Below are 21,044 nucleotides of genomic sequence, written 5' to 3'. Positions count from 1 at the left end.
ATGTTGACCAAGTTTATCAAAGCCCCGCTGAACCGGTTCTCCAGGGACACCGACGGCTACGTTTCGGTTGAATCGATCATCGTCCTGCCCGCGATGCTGTGGCTGTTCGGGGTGGGCTGGACCTACTTCGATGCCTTCCACCAGCAAAGCGTCAACCAGAAGGCCAACTACGTGATCGGCGACATGGTCTCTCGCGAGACCGAGATGATCGACTCCACCTACGTGGACAGCGCCTTCAAGCTGCTGACCAACATGACCGTGTCGAACGCCGCGACCACCGACATGCGCATTGCCGTGGTGCAATTCGACTCCGACACCCGAAAATGGTCCGTGGTCTGGTCGCAGCAGCGCGGTGACGCCATGGGGTCGTCCAGCGCCGCGCTGGACGATACGGACATGGATGCCTACCAGTCCCGCCTGCCCCCGGGCATGAACAACGAACAGCTGGTCATCGTCGAAACCTGGGAAGACTGGCACCCGACCTTCGACGTGGGTCTCGGCAGCTTCGAGATCACGACCTACAGCTTCACCAGCCCGCGTTACGCGCCGCAGGTGGTGTTCGACATGGACAGCATCCCGGCAGCGGCTCAGATCGCGACGGCAGACCCGAGCTCCACCGGCTCCGGCAGCTCGAATGCGGGCGGAAACGGTTCGACGTCGGGCGGCTCGACCTCTGGCGGGTCCACGTCCGGCAGCACCCAAGCCGACCCGACACAGGGAACCACGGGCCAGACGAGCTCCAAGTCCGATGCGGACGGTGGTTCCACGGACGGTGGCTCCACCAGCGGCAGCACCAGCCTTGTCGGCGCGGTCGTGAACACCGTGACCAGCGTCGTGAGCTTCATCGGCGGCCTGTTCTGAGGTCCCGCGTCGGCTGGCTCAGGTCTCCTGGGTCAGCCGCGCAGCCATCATGTCGGCAACAGGCTTGGTCGCCGCGCCAGAGGTCACGCCGCCAATGGCGACCCGGCGGCCCATCCGCCACCACAGTCCCGGACGCCACGCGCGCGGGGCTGGTTCCTTGAGAAAGATGACAAAACCGTTCGACGGCTTCATGGCAAAAGGCGAGCGGTCCACCTTCTCGATCTCGTCCAGGCGCGCGATCACCGTGCCGTCGCTGTCCGTCAGGGCGTCTTCGGTCAGGGTCAGCACATGCCCCGTCGCCTGCCACATCTGGATCGAGAACCACAGCGCAAAGCCCCCGATCACCAGCAGGAACACCTGCCAGACCAGCATCTCGGGCGGTTTGGCCATGGCGACGTAGATCAGCAGCGCCCCCAACAGCAGCATCGCCCCTACTCCCATCACCCGCCGGGGCGGCGATGCGGTGATCTGTGCCAAGTGCTCTGCCATGCTGATGTCCTTTGTCGCCCTGGGTCTGCGCCCCCTGTTACCGACAACTCGCCCCGTGGGAAAGCGTCAACGGCGCGGCACGACCTCTGCCCCGAGGGCGGGCGGCTGGTCATCCACCAGTTCGGTCGGGAAACCGGGCGCGGTGACGTCCAGCCCGCAGGCGGTCTCCAGCCGTTCGATCATGCGGTCGGACTGCCCGCGCATCCCGAACCGCGCCGCGCCGTTCTGCATCATGCGGATCATCAGCGGCGAGATTTCCAGCGGCACGCCATGCGCCTCGGCCAGCGACTGGAACAGGCCGATGTCCTTCAACACGAGGTCGATGGTGAAATCCACGTCGCGGTTGCCGGACAGGATCAGCTGGCTTTCGGTCTCGTGCACAAAGGAATTGCCCGAGGAGATGCGGATCGCCTCATAGGTCGTCGCCATGTCCAGCCCGGCGGCGGACATGGTGGCCAGCGCCTCGCACAGCGTCAGCAGGTTCGCGGTGGCAAGGTAGTTGGTCATGACCTTCAACCGCGACGCGGTGCCGATCTCGCCGGTGTGCAGGATCTGGCGACCGAGAATGGTCAGCAGCGGCAGCACGGCCTCGAACTCGGCCCGCGCACCGCCCACGAAGATCGAGATATTGCCCGTCGCCGCCCGGTGGCAGCCGCCCGACACCGGCGCCTCGACCGCCTGCCCGCCGGTCGCGGCCACCCGCTGCGCCTGCGCCACGATCACCTCGGGATCGGTGGTGGACATCTCGACCCAGGTCTTGCCCGGTCCCATCTCGGGCAGCATGGCGGCCAGCACCGCCTCGGAGGCCGCCGGGCTGGGCAACGAGGTGATGACCACGTCGCAGGCCCGCATCACCGCCGCCGCATCGCTGGCCCCTGTCGCGCCACGCGCGACGAACTCCGCCACGCGCGCCGCGTCGAGGTCGTGCACCATCAGCGCCTCGCCATTGGCCAGCAGGTTGCCCGCCAGCTTGCCGCCCACCGCGCCCAGTCCAATGAAACCCGTGGTCATGTCGGTCCTCCCTGTCCGTCCGGGCGCAGCCTCGCGCGTCCGGCGGCAGGGGTCCATTCCAATTGCGACATCCGCGTGCCACCCTGGCCCGGAAAGGAACCGCCATGCCCGAGATCACCGTCGACACGCCCAACGGCCCCTTTGCGCTGACCGAAGCGGATGGCGTCCTGATCGCCTGCGGGTGGCGCAGCGGCGGCAGCGACCGCACGCCGCTCCTGCAAGAGGCCGCAGCCCAGGTCCGCGCCTATCACGACGGGGCGCTCAGGACCTTTGACCTGCCGTGGCGCGCGCCGGGCAGCGCGTTTCAGCAGGCGGCCTGCGCCTATATCGCCAGCATTCCCTTCGGCGACACCGTCACCTACGCGGAGATGGCAAAGGCGCTGAACGTCTCGGCGCAGGCCGCGGGCAAGGGCTGTGGCGGCAACCCTTTGCCGCTAGTCGTCCCCTGCCACCGGGTGCTCGGCTCGAACGGTCTGGGCGGTTTTTCCGGTACGGGCGGGATAGAAACCAAGGTCTGGCTGCTGCGCCACGAGGGCGCGGCGGGCCTGCTCATCTGATCCGGGGGCCTGTGGTCCGGGCACATGTGGTCCGGGCACCTGTGATCCGGGCCCCTGCGCGCACAGGCGCGAAGCCGCCTGTCATCGCGACGCGGGTCAGTTCCCGCCGACCTTGCAAAAGCTGCCACCGCCGCAGCCGCTGGCGCTGACACGCCCCTTCTGGCCGAAACGGTTGACCTTGATTTCTGCCCGCGGGACCGGGGCGGCAGGCGCGTCCAGTTCGGCCTTCTGCACCGGCGCGGCACGCGTGCCCTCCGGCGATGCGGGGGACACCGCCGCAGACTGCGTCCCGTTCAGCAGCCGCTCGCGCTGCTCCTGCCAGGTGATGTCCTTGTTGCTCCGCTGGTTGGCGTGACTGAAGCGCAGCCGCTCCGCGAGGATACCGCAGAACACATGCCCCGACCGGACCTGAAGGCAACTGCCCGTGGGCAGGCCTTCGACCGCCTCCGCCTCGCGCACGGCATAGCCCGGCTCGCCCTGCGCCATCTGCCCGGCGGCGTATCTCGCCGCATCCGCCTCGGCCCCCGGCCACAGGCCGTCATAGGCCAGTTCCATATCCGCGCCCTGCAACCCAAGGCTGACCTGCAACTCTGCCCGGACCATGCCGAACCTCTGGACGTCCTGATCGCCAAGCTGCTCGTAACGGGCCGCGATTTCATCCAGCCCCATGACGCGCATGTCCCCCGACAACGAACGGTCGGGAAAGCCCATCTCCGCGAACTTCTGCTCTTTGGCCCGCGCGGCGGCGATGCCCTGCGGGGTGGCATCGGCCATGGCCATCAGCGCCTTCCCCTGCCGGGCAAAGCTCTCGTTGGCCGCGTCGGTGCGCGCGGCGCTCTTTGCCCGCTCGGCCCCCAGCGTCTTGTTCCCGCTCGCTTCTTCCGCGCCCAGCGGCAGCAAGGGGGCCGCGCTTCCGATGCCGTCCACGGGCTGATCGAAGGAGGCATTCAGCCCGTCGTAGTCGATGCTTTCGAGGAAGGTCCGGATGACGACCTCGGGCAACGCCTGCGTACGCAGGTACAGCGCCACATCGCCGACGGTCGCCGTCAACACCCACTCCGGCTGATCCTCCGGACGAGTTTGTGCCATGCTGATGCGGTAGCGGCCCTGACGCGTCCAAGGAACGCCCTGCACGACCATGTAGGCCTCTCCCTGCTCGCCCTGTCGCATCGTGTTGGCAACAGCATCCATCGCAGGCGCGCTGAACATCCCCGTCTGCGCACCCAAGACCGGGATCGCGGACATCTCCACCAGCGCGGGTCCCTGCTCGTACATCCAGACGAACTTCTGCCGCATGTCGTTGAAAACCGCATCATCGCCCTTCACGTTGCGCACGACCGTGCCCGCGCCGGTGAAATATTGCATGGCCTGGCGCTCTTCCTCGGCACCGATGGAGCCTTTCAGTCGAAGCCCGTCGTCGGGCACCCAGGCGCGACGCGTCCAGCCCGCCGGAGCCTCTGGCAGGAACCGCTTCGGCCCCCGGGCCACCTCGGACGGCCGCGCCGCACCCTCGGCGTCGCTTTCGTCATTACCGTCCAGCATCCCCAGCCGCTTTTGCCAGGCCACGGCATAAGGCTCGCCCGTCTCCGCCGACGCGTGTTCGACGAAATCCGCCACAAGGACCAAGAGTCCGAAACCAACGAAGGCCAGAAAGGTCAGGACGTACTTCATGACGGGCACCCTCACACTGAATCACGCAAGGGTTGCACCACCAGCTTGGCAAAACCGTGGCAGACCTCGGGCCAAAACGGGCAATTCGTGATTAATCGCGCCTTAGCAGCTGGACATGTAGCTGAAGACCAGCACGTCCTCGCGCCATTGACCCGTCGGCGCGCAGTTGCGGTAGACCTCGCGCCGCCCGCGCATCTCGATCCGCAGCGGGTTCTGCAACACCGGGCCGGAGACCTCGTACTGCAGCGGCGCGCAGCCACCGCCGGAAAAGACGCGCGCAACCCCCGTGTACCACTCGCCCTGTTTCTGCCCCGAGAACAGCCATGTTCCGGGGCTGACGCCCACCTCCCACAGCCCCGATCGCGGCTGCTCATACAGGAATGTCCGCTGCGCCCCCGCCGCCGTCAGCCGCATGACGGAGCCGTTGTGGGTCCAGCAGCTGTCCGCCGCAGCCCCCTGAGCCAGGCCGCAAATCCCGGCGACCAGCGCAAAAATCCGCACCATCCGACAATCCCTCCCTGAAATATCCGGCCAGCCTGCGACCCCGCCCCGCCCCTGTCAAACGAAACCGCGCAACGCGGGACATCCACAGCGGGGACAGCCCTGCGGCGATTCCCCGCTGATTTGCCCGCGCCGCCCCCTTTCGCAACCCGCACCACCTGCCTATAAGGGCCGCTGTCAGCACTCCGGGAGTCGCGGGCTCTTCAGGCAATTGGTGCGCATCCCACGCGCAATGAGGCAGTACTTATGTTTGGCATGGACAGACTCCTTGGCATGTTCTCTTCGGACATGGCCATCGACCTCGGGACCGCGAACACGCTGGTCTACGTGAAGGGAAAGGGCGTCGTCCTGTCGGAGCCCTCCGTGGTGGCCTACCATATCAAGGACGGGGTGAAGAAAGTCCTCGCCGTGGGCGAAGACGCCAAGCTAATGCTGGGCCGCACCCCCGGCTCCATCGAGGCCATCCGCCCGATGCGCGAAGGCGTGATCGCCGACTTCGACACCGCCGAAGCGATGATCAAGGAATTCATCCGCAAGGTGCACCGCCGCTCGACGTTTTCCAAGCCGAAGATCATCGTCTGCGTCCCCCATGGCGCAACCCCCGTTGAAAAACGCGCCATCCGCCAGTCGGTTCTGTCCGCGGGCGCGCGCAAGGCCGGCCTGATCGCTGAACCCATCGCGGCGGCCATCGGCGCGGGCATGCCGATCACCGACCCGACCGGCAACATGGTCGTCGACATCGGCGGCGGCACCACCGAGGTGGCCGTGCTGTCCCTTGGCGACATCGTTTATGCCCGTTCGGTGCGCGTCGGTGGCGACCGCATGGACGAGGCCATCATCAACTACCTGCGCCGCCAGCAGAACCTGCTGGTCGGTGAATCCACCGCCGAACGGATCAAGACCTCCATCGGCACGGCGCGGATGCCCGACGACGGGCGCGGCTCGTCGATGCAGATCCGGGGCCGCGACCTGCTGAACGGCGTGCCGAAGGAAACCGAGATCAGCCAGGCGCAGATCGCCGAGGCGCTGGCGGAACCCGTGCAGGCCATCTGCGACGCGGTCATGCAGGCGCTCGAAGCGACGCCGCCGGACCTCGCCGCCGACATCGTCGACCGTGGCGTGATGCTGACGGGGGGCGGTGCGCTGCTGGGCGATCTCGACCTCGCGCTGCGCGAACAGACCGGCCTCGCCGTGTCCATCGCCGACGAATCGCTGAACTGCGTGGCGCTCGGCACCGGCAAGGCGCTGGAATACGAAAAGCAGCTGCGTCACGCCATCGACTACGACAGCTGACCTCATGGGGGCAGGATACGATTTTTCACCGAAAAATCGCCCCCACCCCCCACTTGCGACCCGCAACAAGGCTTCGGTAACCTGACCCATGGCCAGCGACCGCACAAACAACGACGATTTCACCGGCCCGCTGAAGCGCCTGCTTCTGGCGATCCTCGTCCTCTTCCTGCTCGCCATCTTCCTGATCTGGCGCATCGACAGCCCGCGCGTCGAACGGTTCCGCGCGCAGGTGATCGACCGCGTGGTGCCCAACATGGACTGGGCCATGGCGCCGGTCACCGGCTCCATCCGGCTGGTGCGTGACTTCCAAAGCTACCAGCGCCTCGCCCAGCAGAACGACGAACTGCGCCGCGAGCTGCGCCAGATGACCGCCTGGAAAGAGGCCGCGCTGCAGCTGGAGCAGGAAAACGCCCGCCTGCGCGACCTCAACAACGTGCGGCTCGACCCGCGCCTGACCTATATCACCGCCGTGGTGCTGGCCGATTCCGGCTCGCCCTTCCGCCAGTCGGTCCTCATCAACGTGGGCTCGCGCGATGGCATCGTGGACGGCTGGGCCACCATGGATGGCATCGGCCTCGTGGGGCGCGTGTCGGGCGTGGGGCGCAACACCGCCCGCGTGATCCTGCTGACCGACGCCACCTCGCGCATTCCCGCCGAGATCCAGCCCTCCGGCCAGCGCGCGCTGATCGTCGGCGACAACACCGCCGCGCCGCCCATCGACTTCCTCGAGAACCCCGACCTCGTGCGCCCCGGAGACCGCATCGTCACCTCCGGCGACGGCGAGGTGTTTCCGCCGGGCCTGCTGATCGGCCAGGTGGCCGAAGATCCCGGTGGCCGTCTGCGCGTGCGGCTGTCGGCGGATTACGAACGGCTGGAATTCCTCCGTGTGCTGCGCGACCACGGCGCGCGCCGGGTGGCGAATCCCTCTGGCCTGATTCTGCCCGAGGACCTCCCCGACGCAGGCCTCCCGCCCGAGGAACAGCTCCCCGAAGAGCTGCCCACCGATGGCTGAGAACAGCCCCGCCCGCCTCTGGACCATGCGCGCGCTCTATCCGCTGGTGGCGCTGCTGCTGATGTTCGCGCATCTCCTGCCCCTGCAACTGACGCCCTCGCGCATCGCCGGACCGGATGTGCTGACCGCGCTGACGCTCGCCTGGTGCCTGCGCCGTCCCGATTACGTGCCCGCGCTGTCGATCGCACTGGTGATGCTGCTGGCCGACCTGCTGTTCCAGCGCCCGCCCGCGCTTTGGGCGCTGCTGGTGCTGCTGGCCTCGGAGTTCCTGAAATCCCGAGGCCGCCACATCCGCGAGAACACCTTTGTCGCGGAATGGCTCGTGTTCGGCGCATCCCTGCTGACGATCACGGTCCTGTACCAGCTTACTCTCGCAATCTTGATCATCTCGCCCGGAATGCTGTCGTTGACGCTGATGCAATATGGTATGACCGTCGCCGTCTACCCGCTCGTGACCGCCGTGTCGTACCTCGCCTTCGGGGTGCGCCGCTCGGCACCGGGCGAATACGACCACACCGGACGCAGCCTCTGACCGCATTCAGGACACCGACATGAGACGCAGCCCCCGCGAGACCGCCGATTCCGCCCGCCGCATCACGCGGCGCGGGCTGATCCTTGGCGGGTTGCAACTGTCCGTCGCCTCGACGCTGGCCTTCCGGATGCATCATATGCAGGTGGACCAGGCCGACGAATTCCGCCTGCTGGCCGAGGAAAACCGCATCAACATCCGGCTGCTGCCCCCGGCGCGCGGGCGGATCTTTGACCGCAACGGCGTGGTGATCGCCGACAATGAACCGACCTACCGCATCACGCTGACCCGCGAGGACGCGGGCGACGTGGCCGAGGTCATCGGGCGGCTTGGCCAATTGGTCGAACTGGACGAAAACGACCTCAACCGCGCGCTGGCCGAGATGGAGCGCACGCCGCCCTTCTTCCCCGTCACCATCGCCGAGCGTGTCAGCTGGGAGGACATCTCGCGCGTGGCCGTAAACGCGCCCGCCCTGCCCGGTGTCACCACCGAGGTCGGCCTGTCGCGCCTCTACCCGCAGCGGGAACTGTATGCCCATGTGGCGGGCTACGTCGGCCCGGTGTCCGAACGCGACCTGTCGCGCTACGAGGACCCGCCACCCCTGCTGCGCATCCCGCGCTTTCAGGTGGGCAAGGTCGGCGTCGAGGCCAAGCACGAGGAAATGCTGCGCGGCCAGGCCGGGACCAAGCGGGTCGAGGTCAACGCCGTGGGCCGCGTCATGCGCGAACTCGACCGGCGCGAGGGGACCTCGGGCTCGGACATCCAGCTGACCGTGGACACGGACCTTCAGGACTACGTTCTGGCGCGGCTCGGGTCCGAGAGCGCCTCGGCGGTGGTGCTCGACCTGGAAAAGGGCGACATCCTCGCCATCGGCTCGGCGCCGTCCTATGATCCGAACCTCTTTGTGCGCGGGATTTCCCACACCGATTTCAACGCGCTCAACACCAACGACCACCGCCCGCTGGCGTCGAAGACCGTGCAGGACGCCTACCCGCCGGGGTCCACCTTCAAGATGGTCACCGCGCTGGCGGCGCTGGACGCCGGGCTGATCACGCCTGATGACACCTCCTATTGCTCGGGCAGCTTCGAGGTCGGCTCACGGTCGTTCCGATGCTGGAAGCGCTCGGGGCATGGACGCGTGGACCTGACCGGCTCGCTGCAACACTCCTGCGACGTCTATTACTACGAGCTCGCGCTGAAGGTCGGGATCGAGCGCATCGCCGCCATGGCGCGCAAGCTCGGCCTCGGCCAGCCGCATCCGCTGCCCATGTCCGCCGTGACCTCGGGGCTGGTGCCGGACAAGGAATGGAAGCTGCGCGAGCGCGGGGCGGAATGGGTCATTGGCGACAGCGTGAACGCCGCCATCGGCCAGGGCTTTGTCCTGACCTCGCCGCTGCAACTGGCGGTGATGACGGCGCGCGTGGCCACCGGTCGGTCGGTCTCGCCCCGGCTGGTGCGGTCGATCGACGGCATCGAGACGCCGCACATGGGCGGCGAGGATCTGGGTCTGAACCCCAACCACCTGATCCAGGTGCGCCGCGGCATGTACGAGGTGATGAACAACCGCCGCGGCACCGCCTACGGCTCGCGCATCATCGCCGACGGCATGCGTATGGCGGGCAAGACCGGCACGGCGCAGGTCGTGTCGCGCATCACCTCCGAGGCGGACCCCTGGGAGGACCGCGACCACGCGCTTTTTGTCTGTTTTGCCCCCTTCGACAATCCGACCGTGGCCGTGTCCATCGTGGTGGAGCATGGCGTCGGCGGGTCCAAGACCGCCGCCCCCATCGCCCGCGACATCGCCCTTCAGGCGCTGTACAAGGGCGATCCGCCGCTGGAGGCCTACCCCTCCAAGGACCGCGCGCGCATCAAGGCCCAGCAGGAGCGTCTTGCCCGCGAGAAAGTCGCGCGCCAGACCGAGAATTCGAGCCGCGCATGATGCTCCGGCCCGCAACACCCCGCCCGGCTGCGCCGGGGTTTCGCCGCGCTGACGCGCGTCGATCCGCGCGCCTGCGGCGCGCGGAAGGTATCCGGCGGCGCGCCCTTCGGGCGCACATCCTGGTCCTGGGGGGCTCTGCCCCCGTCGTCCGTACCGGACGACTCCCCCGCGGTATTTGTATCAAGATGAAGGTGAGAGGGCGCGCCACGTGACCTATCTCGAGTATAACGTCAAGACGGTTCCCACGGGCTGGCGCAAGGTGCTGCACCTGAACTGGCCGCTCGTGCTGCTGCTGTCGTCGGTGGCGGGGATCGGGTTCCTGATGCTCTACTCCGTCGCGGGCGGGTCCTGGAACCCCTGGGCCGAGCCGCAGATGAAACGCTACGCCCTTGGGCTGGCAGTGATGTTCGTCATCGGCATGGTGCCGATCTGGTTCTGGCGCAACATGGCCCTGGTGTTCTATGCCTTGGCCTTCTTCCTGCTTGTTCTGGTGGAACTCTTCGGTGCCATCGGCATGGGGGCGCAGCGCTGGATCGACCTCGGCTTCATGCGCCTGCAACCCTCCGAGCTGATGAAGATCGCCCTCGTGGTGCTGCTGGCCGCCTATTACGACTGGCTGCCTCTGTCCAAGACCTCGCGCCCACTCTGGGTGCTGCTGCCCATTGTCATCATCCTCGCGCCAACCGCGCTGGTGCTGATGCAGCCGGACCTTGGCACCGCGCTGCTGCTGATGATCGCGGGCGGATTGATGATGTTCCTTGCGGGCGTGCACTGGCTCTACTTCGCCACCGTGATCAGCGCCGGGGTGGGCGTCATCTACGCCGTGTTCGAAAGCCGCGGCACCGACTGGCAGCTCATCAAGGACTACCAGTTCCGCCGTATCGACACCTTCCTCGATCCCTCCTCCGATCCGCTGGGTGCGGGCTACCACATCACGCAGGCCAAGATCGCCATGGGCTCGGGCGGCTGGACCGGGCGCGGCTTCATGCAGGGCACGCAAAGCCGCCTGAACTTCCTGCCGGAAAAGCACACCGACTTCATCTTCAACACGCTGGCCGAGGAATTCGGCTTTGTCGGTGGGGTCTCGCTGCTGGTGCTTTACGTTCTGATCCTCGTTTTCTGCATCTCGGCGGCGATCCAGAACCGGGACCGGTTTTCCTCGCTTCTGATCCTTGGCATCGGGCTGACGTTCTTCCTGTTCTACGCGGTGAACATGTCCATGGTCATGGGCCTCGCCCCGGTGGTCGGCGTGCCGCTGCCGCTGGTTTCATACGGTGGCTCGGCCATGCTGGTGCTCATGCTCGCCTTTGGCCTGGTCCAAAGCGCGCATGTCCACAGACCCAGGTAAACGGGCCGCGGTAATCTTGCCCCGATAGTCGGACCGCGATAAATCCCCCAAGGGGTTGCGCCCCTGCTCCCCTGCTGCTTCTTCTTGGTCCAAATATCTCCGGGGGGAGTCGCGGCACGCGACGGGGGGCAGCGCCCCCCCCCTCTGCCGACCAAGGACACGCCATGCCCAATATCCTCTTCGCCGCCCTCACCGAAGCCTGGGCGGACTACGAAACCCACCTGCGCACGGCCCTCGACGCCCAAGGTCTCGACTACACGCTGGCCACCGATCTGCCGCCCGAAGGGGTCGACTACATGATCTATGCCCCCAACTCGACGGTGCAGGATTTCAGCCCCTTCACAAGGCTCAAGGCCGTGATGAACCTCTGGGCCGGGGTCGAGAGGGTGGTGAAGAACGACACCCTCACCGTCCCCCTCACCCGCATGGTCGACGACGAGGGCCTGACGCAGGGCATGGTGGAATGGGTCACCGGACATACCCTGCGCCATCATCTGGGCATGGATGCGCATATCGTGAACCCCGACCGCACCTGGGACGACACCCCGCCGCCCTTGTCCAAAGACCGCCCCGTGACGATCCTGGGCATGGGCGCGCTGGGGCAGGCCTGCGCCGCGGCGCTCGGCCAATTGGGTTTCCCCGTCACCGGCTGGTCGCGCTCGCCCAAGTCCCTGCCCTTCCGCACAACCCACGGCGCGGACGGCCTGCGCGAGGCGCTCACCGGCGCCCAGATCGTCATCCTGCTGCTGCCGGACACGCCCGCCACCGCCAATACCCTGAACGCCGAGACCCTCGCGCTCCCGGCGCCGGGCGCGGTGATCCTCAACCCAGGTCGCGGCCCGCTGATCGACGATGACGCCCTGCTGGCGGCGCTCGACGCCAACATCGGCCACGCCACGCTCGACACCTTCCGAACCGAGCCGCTGCCCCGCGACCACCCCTTCTGGTCCCATCCGCGTGTCACCGTCACGCCGCATATCGCCTCGACCACCCGGCCCGACAGCGCCGCCCGCGTCATTGCCGCCAATATCGCGCGGGCCGAGCGGGGCGAGACACTCCACCACCTTGTGGACCGGGCGTCCGGCTACTAAACGGCTTTCCAGACCCACGCAGGAGCATCCCCATGGCCTTCGACCGCTCGGTAAAAATCGCCCCCTCCATCCTTTCCGCCGATTTCGCCGACTTCGGGCGCGAAATTCAGGCCGTCGAGAAGGAAGGCGCGGACTGGATCCATGTCGATGTGATGGACGGGCATTTCGTGCCGAACCTCACCTTCGGCCCGCCCGCCGTCAAAGCCTTCCGCAAGCACGTGAAGACCTTCATGGACGTGCACCTGATGATCGCGCCGGTGGATGCCTACATCGACGCCTACGCCGACGCCGGGGCCGACATGCTGACGGCCCATGTGGAGGCCGGGCCACACCCGCACCGCACGCTTCAGGCGATCAAGGCGGCCGGCATGCAGGCCGGCATCGCGCTCAACCCCGGCACCCCGGCCGAGGCCGTGCGCGACCTGCTGCCGCTGGCCGACATGGTGCTGGTGATGACCGTGAACCCGGGCTTTGGCGGGCAGAAGTTCATCGACATGACCCAGAAGGTCCGCACCATCCGCGACTGGATCGGCGACCGCGAGATCCACATCCAGATCGACGGCGGCGTCACGCCCGAAACCGCGCCGCTGGTGGTGAACGCCGGGGCGGACGTGCTGGTCGCGGGCAGCGCCGTATTCAAGGGCGGCTCGGTCGACAACCCCGCCCCCTACGGCGAGAACATGCGCGCCATCCGCGCCTCCCTCGCGTGATGACCACCATCGCCTTCGACCTCGACGGCACGCTGATCGACAGCGTGCCGCATATCCACCACGCCGTCGCTTTGGCGCTGGCGGAGCTGGACTTGCCCACCATCACGGTGCAGGAGACCCCCGGCTTTGTCGGGCGCGGCCTGCCGATCCTGTGTGAACGGGTGCTGGCCCATATCGGCGCGGACGCCGCGCTACAGCAGGCGCTCTACGACCGCACCATGGTGCATTACGTGCACACGCCCAGCGATCCCTCGCAGCTCTACCCCGGCGCCCTCGCCGCGCTCGACGCGCTGAAGGCCGCGGGCCACCGCCTGACGCTCTGCACGAACAAGCCCTTCGCCGCGACCGAAACCGCCCTGCGCGACATCGGCCTCACCTCCTATTTCGACGTGGTCCTCGGCGGAGACAGCCTCGAAACCCGCAAACCCGCGCCCCAGATGCTGTTCGCCGCCCTCGACGGCTCCGACCCCGCGCAGGCCCTTTATATCGGCGACAGCGAAACCGATTGCGAAACCGCACAGGCCGCAGGCATCCGCTTTGTCCTCTACACCGAGGGCTACCGCAAATCCCCGCCCGAGGCCCTGCCCCACGTGGCGCAGTTCTCTCACTGGGACGCCCTTCCGGACATCGTCGCCCGCCTCTGCTGATGGCCTGAGGGTGTGCAGGTCTGGCGGCAACCGGATCGCATCGCCCCCTTCGCGACCAAGCCCAACCAATCACCCCAATCGCGTCAAAATCGCGCCCTAAACCATGGTTACCAAAGCACAAAGCCCGCAGGTCAAAACCCCTGTGCCAAAGCCCCCCGTGCCAAAGGTAACCATCATGCTCGTATTCGCCACGCTCCTGACCGCCGCGCTGATCGCCTGGCTCGCCAGCCTGCCCAGGTTCGCCCTGCTCAGGCTCGCCCTCGACGATACCTTGAGGCCAAAAATGAAGGGCCTCTTCATGGTCCGTGGCATCAACGCACTGGCCCATTACAACCTCGACGCGGTGTCGCGACACAGCTATCGCTACCGCCGCGAGGCACCTTTCGATCTGAAGCCCGTGGCCTGGGCGCTTGGCCTGTCCGGACTGTTCGTCACGACAGCGCTCTGCCTCGGCTGGCTGATCTGGGACATCCCCGGCTACGGCGGGTGGAATTACTTCACGGACAACCTGTCCTTCGCCGCCCGCCTGCCGCAAACGCTGGTGACAATTGGCTGCATGCTCGGCTTCGTACTGTACGCCGGGGCGATCGAGTGGGAAGGCATCCTGCCCCCCTCCGAAGACCAACTGCGCAACAACCTCTATTCCTTGGCCTTCCTGGTTTTCTTCTTTGGCCACAAGCAGATTTTCGGAGACCACGGCCTCATACTGTTCACCGCGCCACTTCTGTTGCTCGTGCCGCAGACGCGAGGTCGGGTCCTCCCTATCGCGGTCATCGGCCTTCTTGCGATCGCCTTCGGCATCCTGTTCAACCAATCTCCCTCGTTGCGGGCCATCCTGGTCGCGATCCTCGTGATCGCTGTCATGACCTGGGTCGCCTGGACCATCGCGGTCGAGGTGCTTGCAACCGTGAAGTGGTACGATCCCGAACCCCTGCTCATCCTGGCCGGACATGCCGTTGCGATCGTCGCCGGCCTGCTCTGCGCCATCGCCGCGCCGCTGCTGACGCTCGCCCTGCTGCCCTACGTGGTGCCCGATGCGGTGGTGGGCGAGACGGACATCACGGCGCCCTTCCGCAACCACACGCCCGGCGCCCTGATCACCCTCGCCATCGCCTGCTCCGCGCCCCTGATCCCCGCGCTGAACTTCCTGCTGCGCGGATTGGGCGATGCCATCGCCAACGCGACCCCCGCGATGAAGTCCTTCCTCCACAAGCTGGAGACCACGACGGGCGAGCTCGACAGGCAGGGCCTGCACACGCTCTTCGCGCCGTACCGCAAGGCAAATGCGCTGGGCTTCGCCGTCGCCACAGTCATCGTCGCACAGATCTACGCAGCCCTGCTGATGAAGCTAACCCTGATCCTGGTATCCCTGACCTGAGCCGTCTCGCGCAGGTCGGGGTTATACCCCGACTTCCCCTCAGTCTCAGGCGGACCGGCGGTACTTGAACACCCCGGTCCCCTTGGCCACCAGTTCGCCGGTCTCGTCGCTGATCTCGGCCTCGGCAAAGAAGGTGCCCTTGCCGCCCCCGGTGCGCCGCCCGGTCCCGGTCAGCAACACCCCCTTGGGGCGCGAGATATACTGCACGTTCAGAGACAGCGTCAGGCACAGCTGCACCCGCTCCGGGTCACCGGTCCAGCACCCGGCGTAGCCCATGCAGGTGTCCAGCAAGGATGCGTAGACCCCGCCATGCACGTTCATATGGCGGTTCATCAGGTGGTGATCGACGGGCAGTTCGATCACGCAGAGGTCTGGCCCCCAGTCCTCCACCCGCATCCCCAGATGCGCCTGAAAGGGATATGGCTCTTCGCGGAAACGCTCATCCATAGCGGTGCCGGGCCTCCAGCCCCAACTCCGCGAAGCGCGGCACGTAAGCGCCCAGCTTCAAACCCTTTTCCGGGTTGGCCGCATTGCCGTCCAGCGCGCGCTTCTTAACCCCTTGCAAGATCGCCGCCATCCGGAAGAACGCAAAGGCCACGTAGAAGCCGAAGCCCTCCGGCGGCGCGATGCCCCGCCGCGCGCAGTAATCAGCGATGAAGTCCTGATCCGTGGGCAGGCCCAGCGCGGCCCGGTCGACCCCCGCCAGCCCACGCCCCTCGGCCCCGGGCGGCAACTGCCACTGCATGATGACCCCGGCGAGGTCGGCATAGGGATGGCCCAGCGTCGACAGCTCCCAGTCCAGCACCGCCAGGCACTCTGGCCCGACCTCGGAAAACAGCATGTTGTCGATGCGGTAATCCCCGTGCACCAGCGTCCGCTGGCCGTCGTCGGCGGGCAGGTTCTCCTCCAGCCAGCCGATCAAGGCATCCATGCCCGGCTGTTCTTCGGTCGCGCTGGCGCGGTACTGCTTCGTCCAGCGGCCCAGTTGCCGTTCGTAGTACGACCCCGGCGCGCCGAAGTCGCCGAGGCCCACGGCCTCCACATCGACGTCATGGATCGCCGCCAGCACGCGGGCCATTTCACCGAAGATCGCTGTCCGCCCCTCGGGCACCTCTCCCGGCAGGCTCGGGTCCACCAGATTGCGCCCCGAGACATGGCTCATGACGTAGAACTTCACGCCCAATACGGCGTCATCCTCGCAGAGCGCCAGCATCCGCGGCACCGGCACCCCGCTCCCGGCCAGGGCCTTCTGCACGCGATATTCGCGATCCACCGCATGGGCCGATTTCAGCAGCACACCGGGGGGCTGGCGGCGCAGCACATAGGTCCCCGACGCCCCGCGCAACAGATACGTTGGATTGGACTGCCCGACCGAGAACTTCTCGGCCATCAACGGCCCTTCGAAACCCTCGACATGGACCTTCATCCACGCCGCGACGCGCGCCAGTTCCTCATCCGTCATTGCGATACTTCTTCAATTCCGCACGGGCCACCTGCCGCCGATGCACCGCGTCCGGCCCGTCGGCAAAGCGCAAGGTGCGCACATGCGTCCACATGTTCGCAAGGTCGAAGTCCTGCGAAATCCCCGCCGCGCCATGCAGCTGCATCGCCTCGTCGATGACCTTCCCGGCCATCAGGGGCGCGACCACCTTGATCTTGGAAATCCACGGCTGCGCGGCGCGCACGCCCGCAGTGTCCATCATCCACGCGGCCTTCAGGCACAGAAGCCGCGCCATCTCGATTTCCATCCGGGCATTGGCGATGATGTCGTAATTTGCCCCCAACTCGCTGATCTGCTTGCCGAAAGCCTCGCGCGCCAGACCCCGGCGGCACATCATCTCCAGCGCCTTCTCAGCCTGCCCGATGGCCCGCATGCAGTGGTGGATGCGCCCCGGTCCAAGCCGCCCCTGCGCCACCTCGAACCCGCGCCCGTAGCCCAGCACGATGTTCTTTGCCGGCACCCGAACATCGGTGAACCGGATGTGCATATGCCCATGCGGCGCGTCGTCCGCGCCAAAGACCGTCATGGGCCGCAGCACCTCGATCCCGGGCGTGTCGGGGTCCATGACGAACATCGTGTGCCGCGCGTGTTTCGCCGCGTCCGGGTCGGTGCAGGCCATCAGGATGTACAGCCCACAGCGCGGATCGCCCGCGCCACTGATCCACCATTTCTCGCCGTTCAGGACAAAGTCGTCGCCGTCCTTCACCGCCGAAAACGCCAGCTGCGCCGCGTCGGAGGACGCCACCCCCGGCTCCGTCATGACATAGGCCGACCGGATCTCGCCAGCCAACAGCCGCGTCAGCCAGCGTTCCTTCATCCAGTCCTCGCCGTAGCGTTCCAGCACCTCCATGTTGCCGGTGTCGGGCGCGTTGCAGTTGAAGACCTCGGCGGCGATATGCACCTTGCCCATCTCCTCGGCGAGATAGGCATATTCGACGGTCGTCAGGCCATAGCCGCGATCCGACTCCGTCAGCCAGAAGTTCCACAACCCGCGTTCCCGCGCCTTGGCCTTCAGCCCGTCGAGGATCTCCAACTGCCTGTTGGTATGAAAGAAACGCCCCTTCGGGTGTTTGCCTACCTCGGCGTGAAACTCGGCGTCCAGCGGCGCGATCTCGTCCTCGATCATGCGGCGCACCGCGTCGATCAGCGGCTTCACCCGCTCGGTCATTCCAAGGTCCATGACCCTCTCCTATTCCGTGTAAAACCGCGTGATCCAGCTGGCCACAAGGGCAGGCCGTGCCTCTCCCTCGATTTCCACCTCGACCTCCCAATGCACGTCCAGCCAGCGCGCATCTGAATCCTCCGGTGCCTCGTCCACCCCGGCCACGCTGAACCGTCCGCGCACCCGCCGCCCCACCCTGACGGGCGAGACAAAGCGGATGCGGTCAAAGCCGTAGTTGACCGAGGACGCCACGCCCTTCAGCCCCTCGACCACCTGATAAGACATGGCGGACAGCATCGACAGCGTCAGGAACCCATGCGCGATGGTCCCCCCGAACGGCGTCCCCGAGGCGAATTCCGCATCAAGGTGGATGTCCTGCCAATCCTCCGTGGCATCGGCAAAGGCCTTCACCCGCGCGGGCGACAGCGTGAACCAGTCGCTTTCGCGGGGGGCCATGCCCCTGAGGTCATCAGCCAGCATCAGGCAACTCGTAGCCGTCGAACCGTTCGCGCAGGGTCAGTTTCGACACCTTGCCCGTGGCGGTCAGCGGCAGGTCCTCGACGAACTCCATGGCGTCGGGCAACTGCCACTTGGCGACATGTTCCAGCATCATCTCGTGGATCTCGTCCAGCGTCGGCCCGCCGTCCTTGGGCACCACGACCAGCAGGGGACGCTCCTCCCACTTGGGATGCGGCACGGCGATCACGGCGCACATGGCGACCTTGGGATGCGCCATGGCGATGTTTTCCAGATCAATGGACGAAATCCATTCCCCGCCCGACTTGATGAGGTCCTTGGACCGGTCCTGGATATACAGGAACCCCTCGGCGTCGATGCTGGCGACGTCCCCCGTGCCAAACCAACCCTCTGCATCAAATGCCTTTTCCGAAGCTTCAGGGTTGTTGAAATACCCCGAGATGATCGAGTTGCCACGCACATACAGCTCGCCCACCGCCTTGCCGTCATGCGGCAGACGCTGGCCCTCGTCGTCGTTGATCTTCAACTCGACGCCGAACACCCGCCGCCCCTGCTTGGCCTTCAGCGCCATCTGCGCGTCGAAGGGCAGCGCCTTCATCGGCTCGGACAACTGGCCGTGGGTACCGACGGGCGACATCTCGGTCATGCCCCAGGCGTGGCAGACGTCGACGCCCTGCTTTTCAAAGAACTCGATCATGGCGCGCGGCGCGGCCGACCCGCCGATCACCAGCTGCTCCAGCTTCGACGGCACGGCGCCGCGTTTCTCGACCTCGGCGCGCAGGCCCATCCAGACGGTCGGCACCCCCCAGGAGGCGGTGACGCCCTCCTGCTCCATCAGGGTATAGACCGACTCGCCGTCCAGCTTGCCCCCCGGCATGATGAGCGAGGCCCCCACCAGCGGCGCGGCATAGGGCAGCCCCCAGGAATTGACGTGGAACATCGGCACCACCGGCAGGATGCGCGACCCTTCGTGCAGCGACTTCGGCAGGGTCACGGAAAGGAACAGCGCGTGCAGCACGGTCGAACGGTGGGAATACAGCGCACCCTTGGGGTGGCCCGTCGTCCCCGAGGTATAACACAGCCCGGCGGCGGCGTTTTCATCCACCAAGGGCCAGTCGTAGGTCTCTGGCTCGCCCTCCAGCAGGTCCTCGTAGCAAAGGAACGCGACGCGGCTTTCCGGCATATGGGCGCGGTCGGTCATGGCCACCAGTGTCAGCCCCTCGGGCAGGTGGTCGGCCAGCGCTTCGATGATGGGGACAAAGGTCAGGTCGACGCACAGCACCCGGTCGCCCGCGTGCTGGATGATATACAGCATCTGCTCGGCCGACAGGCGCGGGTTGATCGTGTGACAGACCGCCCCCATGCCACTGATTCCGTAGTACAATTCGAAATGGCGATAGCCGTTCCATGCCAGCGTCGCGACCCGGTCGCCGGGCTGGACACCGATCCCCGCCAGCCCGTGCGCCAGTTGCGCCACGCGGGCATAGGTCTGGCTATAGCTCTGGCGATGCATGTCGCCCTCGGTCCGGACCGAGACGATCTCGCCCCCCGGGTGCGCGGTGGCAGCGTAATCGAGAATCTCGATGATCCTCAGGGGCATGTTCATCATCATGCCCTGCATCATGGTCTGCATCTGGCCCTCCCTTGCCGTCTGCACGTCTGGCTCTAGACTGCGCAAGATGCGCCGCCCGGTGCAACCGATTTTCCTGACTGCGACGTAGAGGAACTTTCATGTCCGACCAGATGACCCGCATCACCCTCGCCCGCCGCCCCGAGGGCACGCCCGTTCCCGAGGACTTTGGCCTTGAAACCGGCCCCCTCCCCGAGGTCGCGGACGGCGAAATGCTGGTGGCGGTCGAGGTGTTTTCGCTCGATCCCTACATGCGCGGGCGGATGAACGCGGTCAAAAGCTACGCCGCCGCAACCGAGATCGGCGATACCATGACCGCGCAGGGCGTGGGCCGCGTGCTGGTGTCCAAGGCCGAGGGATTCGCCGAGGGCGACATGGTCATGGGGACGACCGGCTGGGCCAGCCACGCGGTGCTGAAAGCCACCGAGGCGCTGAAATGGGACAACGGCCTGCCGCCCTCGACCGCGCTTGGCGTGCTGGGGATGCCAGGTTTCACCGCCTGGACGGGCCTGCGCGAATACGGTCGCCCCAAGGCGGGCGAGACGCTGGTGATCGCCGCCGCCACCGGCCCGGTGGGCGCCATGGTCGGCCAGCTGGCCAAGGCCGCCGGTCTGCGCACCGTCGCCGTCGCGGGCGGGGCAGACAAGTGCGCATTGGCCAGGGAGAAATTCGGCTTTGACGCGGCGGTGGATCACCGGGCGTATGACGACGCCTCGTCGCTGCGCAAGGCGCTGGCCGAGGCCTGCCCGGACGGCGTCGACATCTACTGGGAAAACGTCGGCGGCAAGGTGCTGGAGGCGGTCATCCCGCTGATGAACGACCATGGCCGCGTGCCGATCTGCGGCACGATCGCGTGGTATTCGGGCGTGGACGGCGACACGGACCGCCTGCCGATGGTCTGGCGCTCGATGTTGACGAAACGCCTTTCGGTGAATGGCTTCATCATCTTCGACCACTGGGGCGGCTACCGCGATTTCCTGACCGAGGTCGCGCCGAAGGTCGCCAGCGGCGAGATCACCTACCTGGAAGACGTGACCGAGGGGCTGGAGAACGCGCCCGAGGCCTTCATCTCGATGCTCTCGGGCGGGAACATGGGCAAGACGCTGGTGCGTCTGGCCTGAGGTTTGAACAGAGGTTTGACCGGAGGGGTTTCGGACCGCTGCGCGATCCGACCGGCCCGGTGGGGGGGGGGGGGGGGTCGGGCCGGGGGCCCCGCCCCCGGGGGGGGGGGGCCGGC

21 protein-coding genes are annotated in these 21,044 nt (G+C 66.8%); 12 read left to right on the top strand and 9 right to left on the bottom strand.

Translation table 11 applies throughout. From position 1 onward, the window contains the following. Positions 1-861, top strand: a complete 861-nt coding sequence (locus ACP16H_RS09115; protein ID WP_425071972.1) for a TadE/TadG family type IV pilus assembly protein — start codon at positions 1-3, stop codon at positions 859-861. Between the two features lie 18 nt (positions 862-879). Here ACP16H_RS09115 and ACP16H_RS09110 read toward each other — a convergent pair whose 3' ends face one another. Together ACP16H_RS09110 and ACP16H_RS09105 are read right to left on the bottom strand one after the other, a co-directional pair. Continuing rightward, the gene (locus ACP16H_RS09110; protein ID WP_425071971.1) at positions 880-1,350 is read right to left on the bottom strand and encodes a hypothetical protein; all 471 of its coding nucleotides are present in this window, start codon (positions 1,348-1,350) and stop codon (positions 880-882) included. 66 nt (positions 1,351-1,416) lie between these two features. Then, positions 1,417-2,361 carry an NAD(P)-dependent oxidoreductase gene (locus tag ACP16H_RS09105; RefSeq protein ID WP_425071970.1) on the bottom strand — a complete coding sequence of 315 codons (945 nt, stop codon included), beginning with the start codon at positions 2,359-2,361 and terminating at the stop codon, positions 1,417-1,419. A 104-nt stretch (positions 2,362-2,465) separates the two neighbouring features. On the opposite strand from ACP16H_RS09105, the gene ACP16H_RS09100 reads away from it, so the two are divergent. Continuing rightward, complete coding sequence (locus ACP16H_RS09100) at positions 2,466-2,918, top strand: methylated-DNA--[protein]-cysteine S-methyltransferase (RefSeq protein WP_425071969.1); 453 nt, start codon at positions 2,466-2,468, stop codon at positions 2,916-2,918. A 96-nt stretch (positions 2,919-3,014) separates the two neighbouring features. Here ACP16H_RS09100 and ACP16H_RS09095 read toward each other — a convergent pair whose 3' ends face one another. Together ACP16H_RS09095 and ACP16H_RS09090 are read right to left on the bottom strand one after the other, a co-directional pair. Further along, complete coding sequence (locus ACP16H_RS09095) at positions 3,015-4,589, bottom strand: hypothetical protein (protein ID WP_425071968.1); 1,575 nt, start codon at positions 4,587-4,589, stop codon at positions 3,015-3,017. A gap of 102 nt (positions 4,590-4,691) precedes the next feature. Then, positions 4,692-5,093, bottom strand: coding sequence for a hypothetical protein (locus ACP16H_RS09090; RefSeq protein ID WP_425071967.1), 402 nt, complete (start codon positions 5,091-5,093; stop codon positions 4,692-4,694). Positions 5,094-5,336: 243 nt separating this feature from the next. Between ACP16H_RS09090 and ACP16H_RS09085 the strand changes: the two genes are divergently transcribed. From ACP16H_RS09085 to ACP16H_RS09045, 9 genes are all read left to right on the top strand, one after another. Beyond that, on the top strand, positions 5,337-6,383 hold the full coding sequence (locus ACP16H_RS09085; protein WP_425071966.1) for a rod shape-determining protein: 1,047 nt from the start codon (positions 5,337-5,339) through the stop codon (positions 6,381-6,383). A gap of 88 nt (positions 6,384-6,471) precedes the next feature. Then, entirely contained in the window at positions 6,472-7,395 is a 924-nt protein-coding gene (gene mreC / locus ACP16H_RS09080; protein WP_425071965.1) for a rod shape-determining protein MreC, read from the top strand. After that, on the top strand, positions 7,388-7,927 hold the full coding sequence (locus ACP16H_RS09075; RefSeq protein ID WP_425071964.1) for a rod shape-determining protein MreD: 540 nt from the start codon (positions 7,388-7,390) through the stop codon (positions 7,925-7,927). Before mreC ends, ACP16H_RS09075 begins: the two co-directional genes overlap by 8 nt. A 19-nt stretch (positions 7,928-7,946) precedes the next feature. Beyond that, a complete protein-coding gene (gene mrdA, locus ACP16H_RS09070; RefSeq protein WP_425071963.1) occupies positions 7,947-9,863 on the top strand; it encodes a penicillin-binding protein 2 in 1,917 nt (638 codons plus the stop codon). A 208-nt stretch (positions 9,864-10,071) separates the two neighbouring features. Further along, positions 10,072-11,211: a rod shape-determining protein RodA gene (rodA, locus tag ACP16H_RS09065; RefSeq protein WP_425071962.1), complete on the top strand. Its 1,140-nt coding sequence runs from the start codon at positions 10,072-10,074 to the stop codon at positions 11,209-11,211. 164 nt (positions 11,212-11,375) lie between these two features. Continuing rightward, on the top strand, positions 11,376-12,302 hold the full coding sequence (locus ACP16H_RS09060; RefSeq protein WP_425071961.1) for a 2-hydroxyacid dehydrogenase: 927 nt from the start codon (positions 11,376-11,378) through the stop codon (positions 12,300-12,302). A gap of 32 nt (positions 12,303-12,334) precedes the next feature. Further along, positions 12,335-13,012 carry a ribulose-phosphate 3-epimerase gene (gene rpe, locus ACP16H_RS09055; protein ID WP_425071960.1) on the top strand — a complete coding sequence of 226 codons (678 nt, stop codon included), beginning with the start codon at positions 12,335-12,337 and terminating at the stop codon, positions 13,010-13,012. Further along, the gene (gene gph / locus ACP16H_RS09050; RefSeq protein ID WP_425071959.1) at positions 13,012-13,659 is read left to right on the top strand and encodes a phosphoglycolate phosphatase; all 648 of its coding nucleotides are present in this window, start codon (positions 13,012-13,014) and stop codon (positions 13,657-13,659) included. Before rpe ends, gph begins: the two co-directional genes overlap by 1 nt. A 175-nt stretch (positions 13,660-13,834) precedes the next feature. Further along, positions 13,835-15,037 carry a hypothetical protein gene (locus tag ACP16H_RS09045; RefSeq protein WP_425071958.1) on the top strand — a complete coding sequence of 401 codons (1,203 nt, stop codon included), beginning with the start codon at positions 13,835-13,837 and terminating at the stop codon, positions 15,035-15,037. 45 nt (positions 15,038-15,082) lie between these two features. Here ACP16H_RS09045 and ACP16H_RS09040 read toward each other — a convergent pair whose 3' ends face one another. The 5 genes from ACP16H_RS09040 to ACP16H_RS09020 are packed head-to-tail and all read right to left on the bottom strand — an operon-like array spanning position 15,083 to position 19,798. Further along, positions 15,083-15,484, bottom strand: a complete 402-nt coding sequence (locus ACP16H_RS09040) for a PaaI family thioesterase (RefSeq protein ID WP_425071957.1) — start codon at positions 15,482-15,484, stop codon at positions 15,083-15,085. Further along, on the bottom strand, positions 15,477-16,499 hold the full coding sequence (locus ACP16H_RS09035; protein ID WP_425071956.1) for a phosphotransferase family protein: 1,023 nt from the start codon (positions 16,497-16,499) through the stop codon (positions 15,477-15,479). Before ACP16H_RS09035 ends, ACP16H_RS09040 begins: the two co-directional genes overlap by 8 nt. Further along, positions 16,489-17,718: an acyl-CoA dehydrogenase family protein gene (locus ACP16H_RS09030; protein WP_425071955.1), complete on the bottom strand. Its 1,230-nt coding sequence runs from the start codon at positions 17,716-17,718 to the stop codon at positions 16,489-16,491. The genes ACP16H_RS09035 and ACP16H_RS09030 overlap by 11 nt, the downstream gene beginning before the upstream one ends. A 9-nt stretch (positions 17,719-17,727) precedes the next feature. After that, positions 17,728-18,180 (bottom strand): MaoC family dehydratase, encoded by a 453-nt coding sequence (locus tag ACP16H_RS09025; RefSeq protein ID WP_425071954.1) that lies wholly within the window; start codon positions 18,178-18,180, stop codon positions 17,728-17,730. Next, positions 18,170-19,798: a long-chain-fatty-acid--CoA ligase gene (locus ACP16H_RS09020; RefSeq protein ID WP_425072009.1), complete on the bottom strand. Its 1,629-nt coding sequence runs from the start codon at positions 19,796-19,798 to the stop codon at positions 18,170-18,172. Before ACP16H_RS09020 ends, ACP16H_RS09025 begins: the two co-directional genes overlap by 11 nt. A 110-nt stretch (positions 19,799-19,908) precedes the next feature. Here ACP16H_RS09020 and ACP16H_RS09015 point away from each other — a divergent pair, with 110 nt between their 5' ends. After that, positions 19,909-20,928, top strand: coding sequence for an NADP-dependent oxidoreductase (locus ACP16H_RS09015; RefSeq protein WP_425071953.1), 1,020 nt, complete (start codon positions 19,909-19,911; stop codon positions 20,926-20,928). Positions 20,929-21,044 lie beyond the last annotated feature (116 nt).

It is taken from the genome of Sagittula sp. S175 (genome assembly GCF_049800975.1).
Taxonomy (GTDB): Bacteria; Pseudomonadota; Alphaproteobacteria; order Rhodobacterales; family Rhodobacteraceae; genus Sagittula.
The sequence above is the reverse complement of the archived record's forward strand: the minus strand, read 5'-3'. Positions and strand labels throughout refer to the sequence as shown.